Source organism: Chelativorans sp. M5D2P16 (assembly GCF_034427935.1).
Taxonomy (GTDB): Bacteria; Pseudomonadota; Alphaproteobacteria; order Rhizobiales; family Rhizobiaceae; genus Chelativorans.
On the sequence record NZ_JAXQNM010000003.1, the window covers coordinates 131,074 to 151,059 of the forward strand.

General features: G+C 65.9%; 20 protein-coding genes. 11 read left to right on the plus strand and 9 right to left on the minus strand.

Going from position 1 to position 19,986, the window contains the following annotated elements; genetic code table 11:
* Window positions 1–234 precede the first annotated feature (234 nt).
* From SIN08_RS01465 to SIN08_RS01485, 5 genes are read right to left on the minus strand one after another with little or no spacing between them, the layout of a single operon-like run.
* Window positions 235–1,284, minus strand: coding sequence for a DctP family TRAP transporter solute-binding subunit (locus tag SIN08_RS01465; protein WP_322449708.1), 1,050 nt, complete (start codon window positions 1,282–1,284; stop codon window positions 235–237).
* 47 nt (window positions 1,285–1,331) lie between these two features.
* Complete coding sequence (locus tag SIN08_RS01470; protein ID WP_322449709.1) at window positions 1,332–2,612, minus strand: TRAP transporter large permease; 1,281 nt, start codon at window positions 2,610–2,612, stop codon at window positions 1,332–1,334.
* Between the two features lie 3 nt (window positions 2,613–2,615).
* The gene (locus SIN08_RS01475) at window positions 2,616–3,116 is read right to left on the minus strand and encodes a TRAP transporter small permease (protein WP_322449710.1); all 501 of its coding nucleotides are present in this window, start codon (window positions 3,114–3,116) and stop codon (window positions 2,616–2,618) included.
* A gap of 25 nt (window positions 3,117–3,141) precedes the next feature.
* Window positions 3,142–4,200 (minus strand): D-TA family PLP-dependent enzyme, encoded by a 1,059-nt coding sequence (locus SIN08_RS01480; RefSeq protein WP_322449711.1) that lies wholly within the window; start codon window positions 4,198–4,200, stop codon window positions 3,142–3,144.
* Window positions 4,201–4,214: 14 nt separating this feature from the next.
* Window positions 4,215–5,093, minus strand: a complete 879-nt coding sequence (locus tag SIN08_RS01485; protein ID WP_322449712.1) for a MurR/RpiR family transcriptional regulator — start codon at window positions 5,091–5,093, stop codon at window positions 4,215–4,217.
* A gap of 169 nt (window positions 5,094–5,262) precedes the next feature.
* Between SIN08_RS01485 and SIN08_RS01490 the strand changes: the two genes are divergently transcribed.
* From SIN08_RS01490 to SIN08_RS01505, 4 genes are all read left to right on the plus strand, one after another.
* A complete protein-coding gene (locus SIN08_RS01490) occupies window positions 5,263–5,625 on the plus strand; it encodes a RidA family protein (protein ID WP_322449713.1) in 363 nt (120 codons plus the stop codon).
* Between the two features lie 61 nt (window positions 5,626–5,686).
* Complete coding sequence (locus tag SIN08_RS01495; protein WP_322449715.1) at window positions 5,687–6,823, plus strand: amidohydrolase/deacetylase family metallohydrolase; 1,137 nt, start codon at window positions 5,687–5,689, stop codon at window positions 6,821–6,823.
* A complete protein-coding gene (locus SIN08_RS01500; protein WP_322449716.1) occupies window positions 6,820–7,614 on the plus strand; it encodes a creatininase family protein in 795 nt (264 codons plus the stop codon). The genes SIN08_RS01495 and SIN08_RS01500 overlap by 4 nt, the downstream gene beginning before the upstream one ends.
* Window positions 7,611–8,825: a threonine synthase gene (locus SIN08_RS01505; RefSeq protein ID WP_322449717.1), complete on the plus strand. Its 1,215-nt coding sequence runs from the start codon at window positions 7,611–7,613 to the stop codon at window positions 8,823–8,825. The genes SIN08_RS01500 and SIN08_RS01505 overlap by 4 nt, the downstream gene beginning before the upstream one ends.
* Before the next feature lie 35 nt (window positions 8,826–8,860).
* Here the strand turns inward: SIN08_RS01505 and SIN08_RS01510 are convergent, their stop codons facing one another.
* Entirely contained in the window at window positions 8,861–10,024 is a 1,164-nt protein-coding gene (locus tag SIN08_RS01510) for a fumarylacetoacetate hydrolase family protein (protein ID WP_322449718.1), read from the minus strand.
* Between the two features lie 143 nt (window positions 10,025–10,167).
* Here SIN08_RS01510 and SIN08_RS01515 point away from each other — a divergent pair, with 143 nt between their 5' ends.
* On the plus strand, window positions 10,168–10,293 hold the full coding sequence (locus tag SIN08_RS01515; protein ID WP_322449719.1) for a hypothetical protein: 126 nt from the start codon (window positions 10,168–10,170) through the stop codon (window positions 10,291–10,293).
* Between the two features lie 133 nt (window positions 10,294–10,426).
* The gene (locus SIN08_RS01520) at window positions 10,427–11,974 is read left to right on the plus strand and encodes a phospholipase D-like domain-containing protein (RefSeq protein WP_322449720.1); all 1,548 of its coding nucleotides are present in this window, start codon (window positions 10,427–10,429) and stop codon (window positions 11,972–11,974) included.
* Here SIN08_RS01520 and SIN08_RS01525 read toward each other — a convergent pair.
* Window positions 11,890–12,858 (minus strand): lysylphosphatidylglycerol synthase domain-containing protein, encoded by a 969-nt coding sequence (locus SIN08_RS01525; RefSeq protein WP_322449721.1) that lies wholly within the window; start codon window positions 12,856–12,858, stop codon window positions 11,890–11,892. The genes SIN08_RS01520 and SIN08_RS01525 overlap by 85 nt on opposite strands.
* A gap of 110 nt (window positions 12,859–12,968) precedes the next feature.
* On the opposite strand from SIN08_RS01525, the gene SIN08_RS01530 reads away from it, so the two are divergent.
* The 3 genes from SIN08_RS01530 (at window position 12,969) to SIN08_RS01540 (ending at window position 16,250) form a co-directional block, all read left to right on the plus strand.
* On the plus strand, window positions 12,969–13,715 hold the full coding sequence (locus tag SIN08_RS01530; protein ID WP_322449722.1) for an endonuclease/exonuclease/phosphatase family protein: 747 nt from the start codon (window positions 12,969–12,971) through the stop codon (window positions 13,713–13,715).
* A gap of 102 nt (window positions 13,716–13,817) precedes the next feature.
* Window positions 13,818–15,368, plus strand: a complete 1,551-nt coding sequence (locus SIN08_RS01535; protein ID WP_322449723.1) for a CHAD domain-containing protein — start codon at window positions 13,818–13,820, stop codon at window positions 15,366–15,368.
* 336 nt (window positions 15,369–15,704) lie between these two features.
* Window positions 15,705–16,250, plus strand: coding sequence for a cytochrome P460 family protein (locus SIN08_RS01540; protein ID WP_322449725.1), 546 nt, complete (start codon window positions 15,705–15,707; stop codon window positions 16,248–16,250).
* A gap of 34 nt (window positions 16,251–16,284) precedes the next feature.
* Here SIN08_RS01540 and SIN08_RS01545 read toward each other — a convergent pair whose 3' ends face one another.
* Window positions 16,285–17,643 carry an aspartate aminotransferase family protein gene (locus SIN08_RS01545; RefSeq protein ID WP_322449726.1) on the minus strand — a complete coding sequence of 453 codons (1,359 nt, stop codon included), beginning with the start codon at window positions 17,641–17,643 and terminating at the stop codon, window positions 16,285–16,287.
* A 1-nt stretch (window position 17,644) separates the two neighbouring features.
* On the minus strand, window positions 17,645–17,887 hold the full coding sequence (locus SIN08_RS01550; protein ID WP_322449727.1) for a hypothetical protein: 243 nt from the start codon (window positions 17,885–17,887) through the stop codon (window positions 17,645–17,647).
* Window positions 17,888–18,191: 304 nt separating this feature from the next.
* Between SIN08_RS01550 and SIN08_RS01555 the strand changes: the two genes are divergently transcribed.
* Together SIN08_RS01555 and SIN08_RS01560 are read left to right on the plus strand one after the other, a co-directional pair.
* A complete protein-coding gene (locus SIN08_RS01555) occupies window positions 18,192–18,932 on the plus strand; it encodes an ATP-binding cassette domain-containing protein (RefSeq protein ID WP_322449728.1) in 741 nt (246 codons plus the stop codon).
* Window positions 18,933–18,942: 10 nt separating this feature from the next.
* A complete protein-coding gene (locus SIN08_RS01560) occupies window positions 18,943–19,959 on the plus strand; it encodes an ABC transporter permease (RefSeq protein WP_322449729.1) in 1,017 nt (338 codons plus the stop codon).
* The last annotated feature ends 27 nt before the right edge of the window (window positions 19,960–19,986 follow it).

Genomic DNA, 19,986 nt, shown 5'->3' on the forward strand with positions numbered 1-19,986 from the left:
CCCTGATTCTCGACCGATGGCGGCGTATCGATGTTCCGGCATGGATCCTCGGGCTTGACCCGAGGATCCATGCCGGAACGATGCCGCCTCGCCGGTGGACAATGTTAGGGGTCGGATGACTCCGGCACAGCCTGCCATCCGCCCGAGCAAAAGCCAAGGCCGGGTCCGTTCCGCAACCATGTTCCGAAACGGACCCCGACCGCATTTCACCGTTTTAGCCGAAGCTGCCTCCCGCTATTCGAGGTAGCCGGACCCGTTGGCGGCCGCCGCTTCCTTCTTGAACAGTTCCAGAAGCTCCACGGCCTCCCCGCCGTATTCCTTTTCGATATGCGCCTCGAAGGCGGGCTGGGTCGCTTCGCGCATCGCTTCGCGCTGTTCGGGCGAAAGGGCCGACACTTCCATCTTTTCCCGAAGGCCCGCAATGCCGCGGTCGGAAGCCTCGATGATGCGCGCCAGGCCGCGCGAGGCGGCGACGCAGGACTGCGCGGCGTAGCGCACCACCTTCTGCTGTTCCTCGCTCAATCCGTCCCAGAACGCCTTCGACAGGAGGAAGATGTAGGGCGAGAACAGGTGGTTGGTGAGCGCGAGATGCCCCTGCACCTCGGCGAAGTTCGAGAACGAGATGATCGGCACCGGATTCATCTGGCCGTCGATGACGCCGGTCTGCAGCGCCGAATAGACCTCGCCCCAGGCGAGCGGATAGGCCTCCGCCCCGAGCGCGTTCATGACGACCTGGTGCGAGGAAAGGGTCATGGTGCGCAGCCTGACGCCCTTGAAATCCTCCAGGTCCTCGATCGGCGTGTCGGCCGTGGTAACGGCGAAGAAGCCGCCGGTGTCGGGAAAGCCGAGGATCTCCACGTCGCCGAGATCCGCTTCGATGTCGGCCTTGAGCGCCTTGCCGAAGCTGCCGTCAAAAGCCTCGTAGGTCGCGGCATTGTCGGCAAAGGCGAAGGGAAGGTTCAGAACGTCGATCTTCGGATAGTATGACGCCAGCGAGCCGGTCGATGAGATGGTCGCCTGGATGACACCGTCGCGGACCATCTGCACCTGCTCGGCATTGGTGCCGATCTGGTCGTTGGGATAGATCTCGACCTCGATCTCGCCGTTGGTGTCGGACGTCACGATATTGGCGAAGACCGCCGCACAGGCGTGTCCGGGGTTGTCGAACGGATCGGGATTGTTGTCATGCGCGAGCTTCAGGACATGTTCCTGTGCGGCCACGGGGACGGCGGCCGTGGAGGCGACCAGCAGGGCGGCGAAGCCGCGGATCAAGGTGTTCTTCATAAGTCCACTCCTTCGGTTTCGTTCTTGGTTTGCGACGAGCGCGCGGGTCAGGCAAAGCCCAGCCAGCGCGGCACGAAGAGCGCCACGTCCTCCCAGAATGCGAACACGATGAGGATGGCGACCTCGGCGATCAGGAAAGGCCAGAGCTTGAGCGCGATCCGTTCCAGCCTTTCGCCGGTCACGGACGACAGGACGAACAAGCAGGCGCCGACCGGCGGTGTCATCAGCGATATGTTGAGCGCCAGGATGAAGATGATGCCGGCGTGGATGGGCTCGAGCCCGATCTGACTGGCGATCGGCACCAGGACCGGCGTGAGGATGATGAGGATCGCGGTGATGTCCATCACCATGCCGATGGCGAGCAGGAGCGCGATAATCAGAAGGATGACGACATAGCGGTTGTCGGATATGGCGAGCACGGCCTCGGCGATCGCCTGCGGCACGCGGTTGAAGCTCATCCACCAGCCAAGCAGGCTGGCAAAAGCGATGATGACGAAGATGACGCCGCTGATGATGGCGGTGCGCAAAAGCATCCGGCAGAGCGCGGCGAAATCGATGTTGCGGTAGACGAAGACGCCGAGAAGAAGCGCATAGGCGACGGCGACGGATGCCGCCTCGGTCGGCGTGACGATGCCGCCGAGGATCCCGCCGAGAATGATGAAGGGCATCGCCAGGGCGGCGATCGAATGCAGGAAGCTCTTGAGCACTTCCCGGACGGTCGCCCGCTTTTCCGCCTTCGGCAGGCCGTTGCGCGCGGCACCGAGCGCAATCACGGCCATGCAGACGAGACAGATGACGAGACCCGGCAGAATGCCCGCCGCGAAGAGGCCGCCGATGGAGACGCCCATCAGCGATCCGTAGACGACCATGATGCCCGAGGGCGGGATGGTCGGGCCTATGATCGATCCCGCGGCGGTGACGGCGCAGGCGTAATCGCGGCGGTAGCCCTGCCGGACCATCTCCGGCACCAGCGTCTTGCCGAAGGCCGCGGCATCGGCAGTCGCGGCCCCGGTAAGCCCGGCGAACATGACCGAGGCGACCATGTTGGCATGCGCCAGCCCGCCGCGGAAATGGCCGACCAGGATATGCGCGAAGCGCATCAGGCGCTGGGTGATGCCGATGTGGTTCATGATCTCGCCGGCCAGGATGAAGAAGGGCATGGCCAGAAAGGGAAAGATGTCGAGGCTGTTGAACATCCGGCTCGGGCCCATTGCCAGGAAATGGCTACCGCCCATGCCGACCATCCCGGCCAGCCCCGCCATGCCGATGGCGAAACCGATCGGCGTCCCGATCAGAAGCAGCGCGAAGAAGATGACGGCGACGAGCATCGCTCAGATCTCCGCCTGTTCTTCGAGGTGCTGGCCCCCGAGGTCGCGCAAAAGCACGAGGAGGAGTTGCACGGCGGCAAAACCCGCCGCCACGGGAACGGCCGCGTAGGCCGGCCCCAGGCTGAGACCGAAGATCATCGCCTGCCGGGTCTGTCCCGACGCTGCGAAGCCGATGCCGAACCAGAAGAGATAGGCAAAGAGCGCGAATGCGAGGAGGTCGGAGAGGATCACCGCGGCGCGCCGGAAGCGTTCCGGCAAATGATCGATGAGAACGGTCAGCCCGATATGCTCGCGCCGGACGATGCCGCTCGAGATCGCCAGCAGCACCGTCCAGATCATGAGATAGCGCGCGAGCGGTTCGGGCCAATTGAACTGCCAGTGGAAATAATAGCGGTCGGCGACCCCGATCCACACGTCGACGACGAGCGCCGCCATCAACAGGATGAGGACGATTTCAACCCCTCGGTTGAGGTAGTCGCTGAGCCTCGCCGCTAGCTGCCTCATCTCGCCTCCCTTGTCTGTCGGGCCTTCAATCGACACGCCCGCGCGCGGCGACCGGCACGCGCTCGACCGCGCCGTCGCGTGAAATCAGATGCACGCGATCGAACAGATTGGTGACCACGCAGGCGTGGTTCGGAATGATGGAGAGGCGCTCGCCGATCAGCGGCTTGCGCGCACAGGCCGCGACGTCGACGACGCCGTGCTCCTCGCTCAGCATGGTGATCTCGGCCTCGGGATACTCCGTCACGAGCCCGAAGCCCGTGAGCCCCAGCGTGTCGCTCGATAATGTCTTGGAACCGGCATCGATGACGATACGCTCGGCCGTAGGCGCGGAGACGACGGTGGCGAGCACGCTCAGTGCGCAATCCTCAAGGCTGCACGTGCCCCGGGCGACGAGCGAGCGGTCCATGTAGATATAGGTCCCGATGCGATATTCGGTGACGAGCCGGTTCTCATGGGCGGACCACATGTCGGGCGTGCCACCGCTCGAGACAGACGGCACCTCGACGCCGGCCGAGGCGAACGCCTCCAGCGCGGCAGCCAGCCACTTGGCGGCCTCTTCCTGCCTGCCGGCGGCGGGATAGGTCATCAGGCCGCCGAAGGCGAGCCCGCCTGCTTCTTCGATGCGGCGCGCCAGCGCCAGGGCTTCCTCCGGCGACTGGACGCCGCAGCGCCCCATGCCGGTGTCGCACTCGACGAGAACCCGAAAAGGGCGCGACGCATCCGCGAAGGCCGCCGCGTAACCCTCGACGGTGTGTGCGTTGTCGGCCGTCGCGGCGAGCGTGATCCTGTCCGCCAGGCGCCGCAGGCGCTCAAGCTTTGCTTCGCCCAGGATGTTGTAGGTCAAAAGGATGTCGTCGAGCCCGGCATCGGTCATCACCTCGGCCTCGCCGAGCTTCTGGCAGGTGATGCCCCGGGCGCCGAGCTCCACCTGCCGGCGGGCGAATTGCGGCAGCTTGTGCGTCTTGATGTGCGGGCGCAGGGCCAGCCCGTGAGCATCCGCATGGTCCTGCGCCTTGCGCAGATTGGCCTCGACGCGATCGCGGTCGATCACAACGGCCGGGGTCTCGATCTCGTCAACGGTCATGGAATGCACCCTCCTTAGTCGCCGATAGGCCGCCCCGGATCGCTCATGTTGAGGCCCGAGAGGCTGACGCGGATCCGCCGCAGGCCCTCGAGCACGCTCGGGCCGATCGATTCGGCCACCGTCATGGCGATGAGATCGACCAGGAACAGAAGCGCGTAACGCCCTGAGGTCGGCTTGTAGAGCTGCGTGTCCGGGGGGATCACGAACGGCAGGCAGATCTCCGCCTCCTTCGCCAGCACAGATTCGGGATGGGTGATGGCGACGGTGCGCGCGCCGTACTGCCGCGCCACGCGCACGGATTCGATGGTCGACGCCGCCGCGCCCGAAGCGGAAATGGCAAAGACGACGGAATGCCCGTCGCAGACCGCGGCGGACATGCGCTGCATCTGCCCGTCCGTGTGCGCAACGATGGAAAGGCCGAGGCGGAAGAGCCGGTTCTGCATCTCCACCGCACCCATGGAGGAGACGCCGCCGGAGCCGAAGACGTAGATCTGGCGGGCTTTCATCACCAGTTCCGCGACGTCGTTGACGGTTCCCATGTCGATGGCGTCGCGCACGCGCTGCATGGCGTTCGTGGCGCCGTCGGCGATAGCGTCGACGATGCGCGCGTCGCGCTCGTCCCGCACCAGCGGCTCGGGAAAGAGATAGAGCCCGCCGATCGCCAGAACCTGCGCCAGCTTGAACTTGAAATCGCGCACGCCGTCGCATCCGAGCGCACGGCAGAAGCGCGTCACCGTCGGCTCGCTGACGCCCGCCCGCAGGGCAAGATCGGCGATCGGCGCCCTGGAGGCGTATTCGATGTCGGCGAGAATGACCTCCGCCAGCCGCCGCTCGGCCTTGCTGCCGTCGGCGGCCCAGATACGCAACCGGTTGACGATATCGGTCGTGGTCAAGCGACGCGCTCCCCGATCTGTTCCCCATGGCCTTTGTGGCCTTTGTTGATGGCAGCTTGACAGCGAAAATGTAAAAAAGCAACATGAAATTACCGTTATATCCGGCGCTTTCCTTGGAACTAAACGGGAATTTGTCGGAAAATTTCATGCTTAGAGGGAAATTCGGCTCATGAAAGAAACCTTCGGATCCTCGCACGTGCCGCTGTCGCCCGCCGTGCGCGCGGGTGACTTCGTCTTCGTGTCGGGCCAGGTGCCTGCGCGCCCGGACGGGTCGATCGTCTCGGGCGGGATCGAGGAACAGACGCGGCAGGTCATGGACAATCTCAAAGCCGCGCTGGCCCTTGCGGACGCCGAGTTGCCGGACGTCGTCAAGACCACCGTATGGCTGGTCGATGCGCGCGACTTCGGCGGCTTCAACAAGGTCTACGGCAGCTATTTCGAGTCCGCCCCTCCGGCGCGCACGACGGTGGAATCGCGGCTGATGATCGACATCAAGATTGAAATCGAGGCGGTCGCCTATAAGCCCCGCTGACCGTCCTTCAACCCGCGACGCCGCACCGGTGTACCGGAACCAACCAACAGGACCGAACCATATGAATCTGGATCTCGTGCTCACCGGCGGCCGTGTCGTCGACCCGTCCCGCAACATCGACCGCATCACCGATGTCGGCTTCGCCGATGGCCAGGTGGCGGCAGTGGGGGACGGGCTGGCCGCGCGCGCCGCCGACGTACGGGACGTTTCGGGCAAAATCGTCACGCCGGGGCTGATCGACCTGCACACCCATGTCTATTGGGGCGGGACATCGCTCGGCATCGACGCGGAGGACTTCGCCCGCACGAGCGCCGTGACCACCTGCATAGACACCGGCAGCGCCGGCCCGGGCAATTTTCCCGGTTTCCGCAAGCATGTCATCGAGCCGTCCCAGACGCGCATCCTCGTCTACCTGCATGTGTCCTTCGCCGGCATATACGGCTTCGCGCCGGATCTGATGGTGGGGGAAAGCCACGACTTCCGCCTGATGGCGCCGAAATACGCCGCCAAGGTCATCGATGCCAACCGGGACGTGATCGTCGGCATCAAGGTGCGGATCGGCCGTCACGCCAGCGGCCCGCAGGGCATTGCGCCGCTCGACGTGGCGCTGGGCCTGTCGGACGAGACCGGCCTGCCCGTCATGTGCCATATCGACGAGCCGCCGCCCTCCTACGAGACCGTGGTCTCGAAACTGCGCAAGGGCGACGTTCTCACCCACTGCTTCCGCCCCTTCCCCAATGCGCCGGTCAAGGGCGACGGCACGATCAAGGAGGCGGTGCTCGAAGCGCGCGAGCGCGGGGTCTATTTCGACATCGGCCACGGCATGGGCTCGTTCTCCTACCGCACGGCGCGGGCGATGCTGTCAGGCGGCTTCCCGCCCGACACGATCTCCTCCGACGTGCACGCCTTCTGCGTTGAGGGACCGGCCTATGACCAGCTCACCACGATGAGCAAGTTCCTCGGCCTCGGCATGCCGCTCGGCGAGGTGATCGCCCGCTCGACGGTGAAGGCCGCCGAGGCCATCCAGCGCCCCGAGCTCGGCACCTTCCGCGAGGGCGCCGTCGGCGACGCGTCGGTGCTGTCGCTGACCGACGGCGCGTTCGCGCTGGAGGATGTCGAGGGCGAGGTGCTGCGGGTCGGCGAACGGCTCCAGGCCGAAGGCGTCGTCATCGCCGGGCGATGGTGGCACCCGCAATGAAATGGGAAGAGCTGACGACGCAGGAGATCGATGAGATCGACCGGCAAACGGTCGTCGTCCTGCCCATCGCCGCGGTCGAGCAGCACGGCGCGCATCTGCCGCTGTCGACCGACTGCACCATCGGCATGCACCTTCTCGAAACGGCGGAGCGCCGTTGCGGCGCGGATATCCTGATCCTGCCGCAGATCAAGGTGTGCTGTTCCGACCACCACATGGATTTTCCAGGTACGCTGTCGGTGCGCCACGAGACCTTCCTCGCCTATGCCGAGGACATCCTGCGCTCCGTCATGGCGCACGGGTTCACCACCATCCTCGTCTTCAACAGCCATGGCGGCAATCAGGCGATCGCCCGCGTGCTCGTCGACAAGCTCGGCAACGAGAACCGCCATTGCCGGATCGCGCTTCTGACCTGGTGGACGCTCGCCGCCCCGGAACTGGCGGCGGTGCGCGAGAGTGCTCCCAGCGGCGTCAACCACGCCTGCGAGTTCGAGACCTCGCTCATGCTCCACGCCGCGCCCGGCACCGTGCGGACGGACCTGATCGGCGGCATGTCCATCGCGCCGACGGCGGATTGGGCCGAAGAGGACATGCTGAGACCAGCCCGGGGGACGCTGTTCCGGACCATGAAGGAAAAATCCGGTGGCAGCGGCACGGTCGGCGACCCTTCCCTTGCCACGGAAGCGAAAGGCGCGGCGATCACCGCTGCCGTGGTCGATGCGCTCGAAAGAGTGATCTCGGACCTGCGGCGAATGCCGCGCGGCCGATGGACAAGGGAGGAGAAAGCGCCTTGAGCACAACCGATTTCCTGCGCTGCGTGGCTTGTGGAAACGACGTTTCCATCGATGTGGTCCCCTCCACCTGCCCTGCCTGCGGCGGCATTCTCGACCTGCATCTGGCGGAAGGCCCGCCGCAGGAAGCCGCGGACGACCTTACGAGCCTGTGGCAATGGGCCGAATTCCTGCCGCGCTGCGCGCCAAAAAACCGGGTGACCCTGGGCGAGGCGCGCTCGCCGCTGCTTCACTGTCCGCGCCTGGGCGAACGGGCCGGCCTTGCCGATCTCTGGATCAAGAACGATTCCGTCATGCCGACCGGCTCGTTCAAGGACCGGGCGATCGCGCTCGCCACGTCGCTCGCGAAGGAATACGGGCGCGGGGGTCTCGTTCTGTCATCGAGCGGCAATGCGGGGGCGTCGGCAGCCGCCTATGCGGCGCGGGCCGGTCTGCCGATCGTCGTTCTCGTGCCGGCGACCGCGCCCGGGGCCAAGCTCCGGCAAATCGCCGCCGCCGGTGCCACGCTGATCCCGGTCGACGGCCGCACCAGCGACTGCTGCCGCCTGGCCGACCGGCTGGCGCGCGAGCGCGGCTGGGTGAACCTGACGACGACCTATCACAACCCCTACGGCGTGGACGCCTATGCGACGATCGCTTACGAACTCGCCCGCATCGATGCCGAAGTGGTGCTTCTGCCGATCTCCAGCGGGCCTCTGCTGGCGGGCATCATGAAGGGATTTCAAACCATGCTCGCGCGCGGCCGCATCAAGCGCGTGCCGCGCCCGATCGCCGTCCAGGCCGAAGCCTGCGCCCCGATCGCCCGTGCCTACCGGGAAGGGGTTTCCATACACCCATGGCCGCACCAGGCGACCGTGGCCTCCGCTCTCAACGACACGCTGGAAGGCTATGAGCGCGACGGCGATTATACGCTCGACTGGATCCGCCGCTTCGACGGCGCGGCCGTCGCGGTCGATGACCAAACGATCCTGAAGGGCGCGCGAACGCTCGCCGAAACGGAGGGCATCCTGGCCGAGCCGAGCGCGGCCGTGCCGATCGCGGCTCTGGACCTGCTTCGCAATGAGGGCCTGGTCCGCCCGGACGACCGCGTGATCGCCGTGGCCACCGGGCACGGGCTGAAGGACCTCAGCTGGATCCAGTCGAACCCGGCGAGCACACCGCTCAGGCCGGACTTTGCGGCCCTCGCGCGCGTGCTGGAAACGGTGCGGCTGTAGATCGGTGCCGGGCGCCAGGGCCTTGGCCCGAGGGTTCACCCAAGCAGTCCTCGGCTCGCCAGATTGCCCATCAGCGCGCCGATGCCGAAATCCCAAGGCGGACACTCGGTCGAAAGATTCACGCGGTTCCTGAGGACGCCAAGCCCCGGGGCGCTGATCTCCACCACGTCGCCGATCTTGTGGGTGAAGCCCTCGCCGGGCGCGTCGCGGTCCTGGGTGGGCGCGAACAGCGTGCCGAGGAAGAGCACGAAACCGTCGGGATACTGGTGGTGCCGGCCGATGGTCTGGGCCACGAGGTCGAGCGGATCGCGGCTGATCCGGGCCATGGAGCTGTGCCCGCGCAGCACGAAGCCGTCCGGACCGGTGACGGTCAGTTCGAGCTCGGCCGTGCGGACATTATCGAGGCTGTAGCCGTCGTCCCAAAGCCGCAGCATCGGCCCGATGGCGCAGGAGGCGTTGTTGTCCTTCGATTTGCCGAGCAGCAATGCCGAGCGGCCCTCCAGGTCGCGCAGGTTGACGTCATTGCCGAGGGCGGCCCCCTTCACGCGGCCCTTGCTGTCGACGGCGAGCACGATCTCCGGTTCGGGATTGTTCCAGGTGGAGGCGGGCAGCAGGCCGATATCCGCGCCCCAGCCGACCGAGGACAGGACCGGGCTCTTGGTGAAGACCTCGGCATCCGGGCCGATGCCCACTTCCAGATACTGGCTCCACATGCCCTCCTCGATCAACGCCTGCTTCACACGCGCCGCCTCGGGCGAGCCGGCCTTGATGTCGGTGAGACTGGTGCCGATGAGCTCCACGACGCGGCGGCGGATGGCGCCCGCCTTGTCGGGGTCGCCCTCGGCCTGTTCCTCGATCACCCGTTCGACCATGGATTGCGCGAAAGTCACGCCGCAGGCCTTGATCACCTGCAGGTCGCACGGCGCCAACAGTGAGGGGCGCGCGGGATCCTGCCGGCCCGCCTCGCTGTTGGCGGTGATCTCCTCGAGCGTCCCGACCGCCTCGCCTTGCGCCCCCTTTGCTGCGGCCGCCGGATCGTCCTCCTCCAGGAGCGCGCTCAGCGTCGGATGCGCGCGCGAGGTAATATCCACCAGCACGCCTTCGCGCAACACCACTACCGACGGGCCGGAAAGCTCCGGCCGCAGAACGCGGCCGACGAAGGTACCCGATGGGTCGAGGTCGATTGGCAATCCGGTCATGTCTGCTCCCCTTTGTCGAATCCGCCGCAAGATAACGGCGAAGATACTGCGCCGATAGTCCGCATGCGCCGGGCCCTTGGAACATCAACCGCGCGTGATTGTTACCCTAGGACGGGCACAAAGCGGAAAACAGGGAAGGACCGATGACCAGAAACGTGATCGTGGCCGCAATCGTCGTAGCGGTCGTCGTGGTGGCCCTGTTCTTCTTCCTCTGGCCCGAGGGCATCGAGAACCCGGATGAGATGCCGCCCCACGCTACGACCGACTAACGTCCCAGCACCGACGCCAGGCGCATGCCGTTGGCGCCGCGCTCCCATTCAAGCCAGGAAACGAAAGCCTCAGCCGCGCGTTGTGCGTGTACGATCGCGCTGACGATTGACGCGAAACGGAGGGCAGGTCGGCATGCAGAGCGAACCAGAGGCGCCCGGGACAGCGGGGGCGGCGCACAAGAGCGGAAACATCCTCATTCCCGGCAGAAACTGCTTTGCCGTCGAGACCGCCCGGCGCGCCGCTCTGCTCATCGACGCCGAAGCCTATTTCGCCACGCTCGATCAGGTCCTGCGCAAGGCGACGCGCTCGATCGTCATCATCGGCTGGGATTTCGACGCGCGCATACGCCTGTGCCCCCAGGACGGCGACGACGCGCCGCGACTGGGGGAGCTTCTGCGCTCGCTGGTGGAGGAACGGCCGGAACTCGAAGTCCGTATTCTCATCTGGAGCCTTGCCGCCGTGCATGCGCCGGGCGCCGCGCTGCCCCTGATCCTGGGCGAGAAATGGCAGGACCATCCGCGCATCCACCTGAGCCTGGATACCAACCACCCCTTCCATGCCGCGCATCACCAGAAGCTCGTCATCATCGACGATTCGCTGGCTTTCGTCGGCGGGATGGACCTGACGCTGGAGCGCTGGGACACGACACGCCACGAGGCCCAAGATCCCTTGCGCCGGCACCCCGACGGCACGCCCTACGATCCGGTCCACGACCTCCAGCTCGTCGTCGACGGCCCCGTCGTGCGGCCGATCGTCGAGGTAGCGCGGGAGCGCTGGCGGGACGCCGTCGGCGAGGATATCCCGCCGCAACCCGCCGCGGAACGCTGGCCGGTGGAACTGGCGCCCGACTTCACCGATGTGCCCGTCGGCGTCGCCCGGACGCTTCCGCGCCTCAATGGGGAGATTGCAGTCGAGGAATCCGCCCGCCTGACCGAAGACGTGCTGCGCTCGGCCAGTCGGACAATCTACATCGAGGCGCAATATTTCACCGCCAAGCGCCTGCGCCGGATCCTCGGCGATATCCTGCAGCGTCCAGACGGGCCGGAAGTCGTGGTGGTGTGCACGCAAAAGGCCAACGGTATCATCGAGCGCTTCATCATGGGCGCCAACCGCGAGCGGCTGCTGCGCAGCCTGAAGCGACTCGACCGCGATAACCGCCTGCACGTCTACCATCCCACCATTCCCGAAGACGGCGGCGACCACCGGCTGCTGGTGCACGCGAAGCTCATCATCATCGACGACACGCTGCTGCGCATCGGCTCGTCCAACCTCAACAACCGCTCTGTCGGCCTCGATTCCGAATGCGACCTGGCGGTCGAGGCGGACCGGCCGGAAACACGGGCGGCGATACTGGGCTGCCGCGACCGGTTGGTGGCCGAGCATCTCGATGTCGACCCGGCGCTGGTGCGGGCGGCCACACGCCGCGAAGGCGGCTTGAGCAGGGCCATCGACCGGCTGAACCGGCATCCCCGCGGGCTGCGGACCATGGATGTCGGACCCGGACCGACCCACTCCTTCCCCGGCACGCGGCTGCTCGACCCGGAGCGGCCCTTCCGGCTGGTGGAAAGGCTTCGCCGCTTGCTGGGCCGCATTTTTCATCGCCGGCGGCCACGGCCCCAAAGCACCACCTCCGAAAAGCCCAACAGCAGGCTGCCGAGAGCCAGGGGCAGAAGGAAATAGACAAAGCGGAAGACGAGCACCGCTCCAATCAGCTCCGCGCGGGGGAGAAGATAAAGCACCACGCTCTCGATGACACCGAGCCCGCCCGGCACATGGGTGATCAGCGTCGCCACATTTGCGGACACGTAGACGGCCGCCACCTCGAGATAAGGCACGTCGGCCAGCGCGGCGATCGTCTGATGCAGCGCGCCGGCGACGAAGGCAAAGTTCACGGTCCCGAGGATCACCTGGCCGAGCGCCAGTTTGAAGCCAGGCATGGCCAGAGTCATGCCGCGGAAGCGCAGCGGCCGCTCGACCGTCGCCGCGAGCACAAGATAAAGGGCCGGCCAGAGAAGGCAGATCACCGCCACCAGGGTGACGAGGGAGGACGGTATGCCCATGACGTCGATGGCGAGGTCCGGATGGACGAGCAGGCCGACGCCGCCGAGGATCGACAGACCGAGCCCGACGGTAACGCCGCAAAAGACGATCACCTTTGCGACCTCCCCCGCACCCAGCCCCCAGCGCGAATAGAAGCGGTAGCGGATGGCGCCGCTCGAGAGCGCGGCGAGACCGATATTGTGACCAATCGACAGGCTGCAGAAGGAGGCCAGTGCCGCCCGCCGGTAGGCAAGCGGGTGGCCGGCATATTTGAGCGCCAGAAAGTCGAAGCCGGTCAGGGTGAGATAGCTGGCCGCCGTGAAGCCGATCGCCAGCAGCATGTGATAGAGCGAGACCGCTGTGACAGCGGAGACCAGTTCCGGCCAGTCATATTGCGAAAGGGTCCGGTAGAGAAGGAAAGCGGCCAGCGCGACCGCCGCCACGGCGACGGTGTAGCCGAGATAGCGCCGGAACGGCCCGGCGTGCTTGGCCGGGTGTGCTGCGGCCCCGCTGTGGGAGGTCAAGGCAGGTATCCTCTCGTCATTGTCGTGAAGCGACAACGCGCCAAGGGGAATTGCGATCCGGCAACCCCGAAAACCCGTCAACGATCCCGCCGCTCATGCGTTCAGCAGACATGGAACCGCCAGACACCCCGCAGACGGATGAAACAGAGCAGGCCGGCGCGGTCGCTAAGGTCCGCACCATGACGTGGAACATCCACGGCGGGGTGGGCCCGGACCGCCGTCGCGACCTGCAGCGCGTGGTGGAGATCGTACGCCGCCACGAACCCGACATCGTCGCCCTGCAGGAGATCGACTCGCGGCGCTCGGCGGAAGCGGCCGACGCCTTCGCCTTCCTCGCCACCGCGCTTGGCGGCAATTCGCGGGAAAGCCGATTGATCACCGCGCCGGACGGCGATTACGGTCACGCCGTCATCAGCCGCTGGCCGATGTCGGGCACCACCTGGCATGACATCTCCTACCGCCGGCGCGAGCCGCGCGCGGCGATCGAAACCCACGTGCACACGCCTTTCGGTCCCCTCCACCTGGTCGCCGCGCATCTGGGCCTGAGTCTGGGTGAGCGCCGGCACCAGGCGCGGCTCATCGCCGAGATCTGCCGGCAGAGTCCGGAACGGACGGTCATCCTCGGCGACTTCAACGACTGGATCTGGCGCGGCTCGGTGCAGACCACACTCAACCGCCTCTTCCCCGGCCACAGCCACATGAAGACCTACCCCGCCTTCCGCCCCCTCTTCGCGCTGGACCGCGTCTACTGCCGCCCGTCCGAAATGCTGCGCGAAAGCTGGACGGATCCGGAGGCACGCAAGGCGTCGGACCATCTGCCGGTGATCGCGGAGCTCGCGATGGAGAGACAGGGTTAGGTTGCCGTGCCCGGCTCACCGGGTGACGCCTCTCAACCTGCCCCCTTGCTGCAACCCGCAGGTGTGGATAAGACTGTAGCAAAATCGAAACGAAACCGTCACATGAGCGAAATCGAGTTAAAGTTCCTGCTCGACCAGCAGAGGTCGCGTGAAATTTGGGCGCGCTTGGCGGCGTCGAATCTCGCCAACGGCACCCGCGCAACCAAGACCCTCAGAAGCGTCTATCTGGATACGCCTGAACATGCGTTGAAAAAGGCGGGCATCGCGCTGAGGCTGCGGCGCGATGGGCGGCGGTGGATACAGACCGTCAAGACCCGGGGAGGATTGCACGGCGGCCTCTCCCAGGCCGGCGAGGTCGAAAACCCGGCGCCCGGCGGGCGCGTGTGTCTCGATGCAATTCCTGAATTGTCCGTCCGCGAATCGGTCGTCCGACACATCAACGGCACCTCGCTCGAGCCCATTTGCGAAACGGTCATCAAGCGCACGACGAGCGAGCTCGTCCTTGAGGACGGCACGCGGGCGGAGATCGCCGTCGATGTCGGGGAAGTCCGGGCAGGCGAGCGCTCGGCCGCGCTGTCGGAGGTGGAGATCGAACTTCTCGCCGGCAACCCGTCGGGGCTGTTCGATATCGCCCATATACTGTTTCCCGAAGGCGGCATTCGCTTCTCCCGGCTTTCCAAAGCGGCGCGCGGCTATCTGCTGGCCAAGGAGGGGCAGATCGACGCGCCGCTGGCCCCGCGCAAAGCCTTGAACCTGGCGCTCGATCAGACGCAGACCGCCGAACAGGCCGCGCGCGACACGCTGCGCGAATGCCTCGATCAGATCGCTACCAACGTGCTGGTGATCCGGCAGATGGACGATCCGGAGGGGCCACACCAGTTGCGGATCGGCCTGCGCCGCCTGCGCAGCGCGTTTTCCGTCTATGGCCCGGTGCTGCAAAGCCCGGATATGGAGCGGCTCAACGCCGAGGCGCGCTGGCTCGGCCAGGAGGTCGGGGGCCTCAGGGATCTCGACGTGCTGGCGGACGAGAAATTGCGCCGGGAAGCCGAAACCCATCCCGGCGAGCCGGTACTGGCGGCCCTCGCGGAGACGGTCGCACAGCAGGCAGCGGAACGGCGCGAACGGCTGCGCCAGCTTCTCACCGCTTCCCGCGTGCAGGCGTTCCTCATCGATCTGGCCCGATTCGTGGAAACGCGCGGATGGCTTGTGCCCCAGGATTTCGGCCAGACCGGACGGCTGGCGGCACCCGTCCGGGAACTGGCCGTCCATGCGCTCGACAAGCGCTGGAAAAAGGCCGTCAAGCGCGCGCGCGGGCTGGAGCACCTGACGGTGGAAGAGCGTCACGAATTGCGCAAGGAGCTGAAGAAACTGCGCTATGCCGCCGAGTTCTTCTCCTCGCTTTTTCCGGCGAAGCGTGTCGGTCCGTTCCTCAAGCGACTGAAGAAACTGCAGACGGTCTTCGGCGACCTGAACGATGCGGCCACGGTGAGGGCCATGTTCACCGGGACGGAGGTGCCCGGTGCCGGCGATCCCCTTGCGCAACGCGCCATGGGCTGGATGATCGGGGCCAGCGAGGCGCGCGCCGAATTCCGCTGGACCGGCGCCAAGGCCCTGTGGCGGGACCTCAGGCAAACCCGCCTGTTCTGGCAGTGAGCGGCGAGGCTGGACCGGGGTGCGGATGACCTCCCCCATCGCTTAAGATCGCGCTGAAGCGTCCCGGCCTGTTCTCTGCCTGCCGGTCATCTCGGACAGAATTGCCGTGGTCTTGGCAGGAACCATCAGGCAGCGCACGAGTTGGCCTTATGGGTTGCAGGCCATGCACACCGTCTGGACGAAAGCAGCCCGGACGGGGCATCGAAAGCCGACGGCTGCCGACTGCGGCGCGGGAACACCGACCTGCGTCAGATGGCGTCCGGTCAACATCGTTTCAGGAAGCGTGCCGTATCGACAGCCGATCCCACCCATCCAGGCAAGGAGGAGGCACTGGACATGATCGGCACTCGGACACTTACGCTCTACGCAGCAGTCGCTGCGCTTTTGCTCGTTCAGCCCGCGCTCGGTCAGGAGCAGGCACCGCCTTTCGGCGGCCCGGATCAGGTCGACTTCGCCGAAGAGCTTTGGCAAGCGCTGGAAGAAAGGAGCATTGTCGGTGAGGATGCCATCCAGACCCACCCCTATGCCGGCACCTCGATGCACGGGCCGGTTATCCAGTACCTGTCCGGCAAGGTGACGGTCGCCGACCATACCGGCACATTCATCCTCAAGCGCAACTACCGCGGAGAGGACCTGTCGGTGGAGGAGACCTTCAGGAATCCCTTGCAGAACTTCGATTCAATGGGCGTGATGTTCCGCCGCGAGGAGGGCTACGCTCCCGATAGCGGCAATTGGTTCTGGGTGAAATTCATGCCCGACGGAGCCGTGGCCACGACGCCAGACGGCGCCAACATGGCCGGCAGAGTCGCTCCCTGCATCGGCTGCCACCAGCCGGCAGAGGGCGGTGATTTCGTCTTCAGCCACGACCGCTTCGCCCAGTGACGCGGCGTTCACCGGTGCGAGAACCGGGTCGCCGTCACACGCCAACCTCCCGCGACACTTCCGCAATCGCCGCCTCGGCGATGTCGAACATCTCGTCGATCTCCTTCTCCGAGATGATGAGCGGCGGGCAGAAGGCGAGCGCATCGCCCATGTTGCGGGAGATCAGGCCGTGCGCATGCATGGCCTGGTTGACGCGCGCGCCGAGGGCGCCGGGGATCTCGGCAAGCGTTTCGTGGAAGACCTCCACCGCGCCGATCAGGCCGATGCCGCGCGCCTCGACGGCGAGCGGGAGGTCCTGAAGCGCCTTCAGCCGCGCCAGAAAGCGCGGGCTGACGCGGCGCGCGTGGGCGACGAGGTCGCGTTCCTCCATGATCTTCAGGTTTTCGAGCGCCACCGCCGCGGCAACCGGGTGGCCACTGCCGGTAAAGCCGTGGCCAAAGGTGCCGATGCGGTTCGATTCGTCGGCGACCGGCCGATAGACCTTCTCGTTCACGAGCAGCGCCGAGATCGGCATGTAGGAGGAGGAGAGCTGCTTCGACAGGACCATGATGTCGGGCTCCAGCCGATAGGTCGTGGTGCCGAACAACTCGCCCGTGCGGCCGAAGCCGCAGATCACCTCGTCGGCGACGAAAAGGATGTCGTATTTCTTCAGGACCGGCTGCACCGCCTCCCAATAGCCTTCCGGCGGCACGATGACGCCGCCCGCCCCCATCACCGGCTCGGCGAAAAAGGCGGCGATGGTCTCCGGGCCCTCGGCCAGGATGAGGTCTTCGAGATCGCGTGCACAGCGCGCGGCGAACTCCCGCTCGCTTTCGCCCTCGGCCTTCATGGTGCGGTAGTGTGGGCAGGTGGTGTGCAGTACGCCGGCAATGGGCAGGTCGAAGGAACGGTGGTTGTTCGGCAGGCCGGTCAGGCTGGCCGAGGCGATGGTGACGCCGTGGTAGCCTTTCACGCGAGAGATGATCTTCTTTCTCTGCGGCTCGCCGAGCGCGTTCGAACGGTACCAGATGAGCTTGATGGCGGTGTCGTTGGCCTCCGAGCCGGAATTGGTGAAATAGGCCTTGGACATGGGCACCGGCGCCATGCCGACCAGCTTCTCCGCAAGCTCGACGGAGGGCCCGTGCGACTTGTGCGTGAAGGTGTGGTAATAGGGCAGCTTCTCCATCTGCCGCGCGGCGGCCTCGGCCAAGCGCTTTTCTCCGAAGCCCAGCGCCACGCTCCACAGGCCCGCCATGCCCTCGATATAGCGCTTGCCGTTGTTGTCGTAGACGTGGATTCCCTCGCCGCGTTCGATGACGAGGGGTCCGGTCTCCTCGTGCCGGCGCGCATCCGTGTAGGAATGGAGCTGGTAAGCGACGTCGCGGGCTTCGATGGAATTGGGCAGTCGGCTCATGTCAGACCTCTCGATTGTCCCTGGCGCGTTCTTCGCGGCCGGCCGTCAGGAAGTTTCCGCATTGCATCCGGCAAACGGCAGCGGCGGTGCCCGAGACGCGCGTCGGCTCGGCACCAGGGCGGTTGCGCTTGCCCGGCTCGCGGGTCACAATGGCGCGCGCGGCCTGCCCGGGATGCGAAGGAAAGGTGCAGCAACGGCGCTGCGGCTGGTGGAGAAGCCGCCGATCGTCGAAGATGCTTTTCATCCGCGCCCGCCGTCTGCTCGTGTTTCGGGTCCGCCGGCCGCCATCGGCCGCGCCTCACCGGCCGACGGATCGAGGGAAGCGCCCGCACCGGTCCTTCGGGAATGGCCGAAAAGGGCCGCAAACACAAGAGGCAGGCGCGCACCGGCCAAAGGGCTGAAGGCCGGCGGGCCTTTCCTGTTGCGCACCGCTGTTTGCAGACTAACGGTTCAGACAAAAAATATTGCCAGCGTGCCGCCTCTTCGCTTAAGCTGCCCTCATCAAACAGCATCATAAGCTGTGGGGTATAAAGGGAGGAGGATGTCGCATGGCGGTTCTCGAACTGCAGCGCGTATCCAAGAGTTTCGGAGCGATCCGGGCGCTGGAAGCGGTCGACTTGAAGATCGAGGAAGGCGAGGTGGTCGGCCTGATGGGCGACAACGGGGCCGGCAAATCCACCCTCGTCAAGATCATCGCCGGCAATTTCCCGCCCACCGCAGGCACCATGCTGATCGACGGCCAGGAGGTGCACTTTTCCAAGCCGGTCGAAGCGCGGCGCAAGGGTATCGAGATCGTCTATCAGGATCTGGCGCTGTGCAACAATCTGTCCGCCGCGGCGAATGTCTTCCTCGGCCGGGAGATCAAGCGCCGGCTCGGGCCCATCCGCTATCTCGATCACAAGGCCATGTATGAGCGCGCTGGCGAGATCTTCGGCGAGCTGAAGTCGGAAACGCGCCCGCGCGACCTCGTCCACCGCATGTCGGGCGGCCAGCGGCAGGCCGTCGCCATCGCCCGCACGCGGCTCAGCGACCCCAAGCTGGTGCTGATGGACGAGCCCACGGCGGCCATCAGCGTGCGCCAGGTGGCCGAGGTGCTCGACCTGATCCGCAGGCTCAAGGAAACCGGCCATGCCGTCGTCCTGATCTCGCACCGTATGCCGGATGTCTTCGCCGTCTGCGAGCGGGTGGCGGTCCTGCGGCGCGGCAAGAAGGTCGCCGACAAGCCCGTCGCCGATTCCTCGCCGGAGGAAGTCACCGCCCTGATCACCGGGGCGCTCCATGAGGCATGAGGGGGAAACGATGAGCGAAAGCGCGGAGCGCCGATCCGTGACCGATATCTCGGATGTGACGAGCCAGCAGTCGAGCACGGGCCTTCAACGCATCATCAACACCCAGCCCTTTTGGGTGTTCGTGGCCCTCATCATCATCTGCGTCTTCATGGGAACAATCAGCGATACGTTTCTGAGCGAGCGCAACCTTTTCACCACCACACGCAACTTCGCCTTCATGGCCATCGTCGCGCTGGGCATGACGACGGTGATCGTCACCGGCGGCATCGATCTTTCGGTCGGCTCGGTCATGGGGCTTTCGGGCATCATGGCCGGCATCACGCTCGCCGCCGGCTATCCGTTGTGGCTCGGGCTTGCCGCCTGCCTCTTGTCCGCAATGGCGGCGGGTGCGGTGAACGGTTTTCTCATCGCCTATCTCAGAATGTCCCCCTTCGTGGTGACGCTCGGCATGCTGGCGATAGCGCGCTCGCTCGCGCTGGTCGTCTCCAACAACCGAATGTTCTACCAATTCGGCCCCGACGAGGGCCTGTTCCTGGCCATTGGCGGCGGACGTCTGATGGGGCTTGCCAATCCCGTCTGGGCGCTGATCGTGCTGACCCTCGTGTTCATGTGGCTTTACCGCTATTCCACTTGGGGCCGGCACGTCTTCGCCATCGGCGGCAACATGGAGGCGGCCAAGTTGAGCGGCATACCCGTCGAGCGCGTTTTAATGTCGGTCTACATGGTCTCCGGGCTGATGGCGGGCATCGCCTCCTTCCTCATGGTCGGCTGGCTCGGATCGGTGACGAATGCGCTCGGACAGACCTACGAATTGCAGGTTATCGCGGCAACGGTGATCGGCGGCGCCAATCTGATGGGCGGCTCCGGCTACGCCATCGGCGCGCCGATCGGCGCCGCCCTGGTGGAAGTGATCCGCAACAGCCTGCTCCTGGCGGGCGTGGACCCCTACTGGCAGGGAACATTCCTCGGCGGCTTCATCATACTCGCCGTGCTGCTCGAAAAGATCCGCGGAAGACGGATGGAGTGAGAAGACCAAACCGCAAACTCGGGAGGA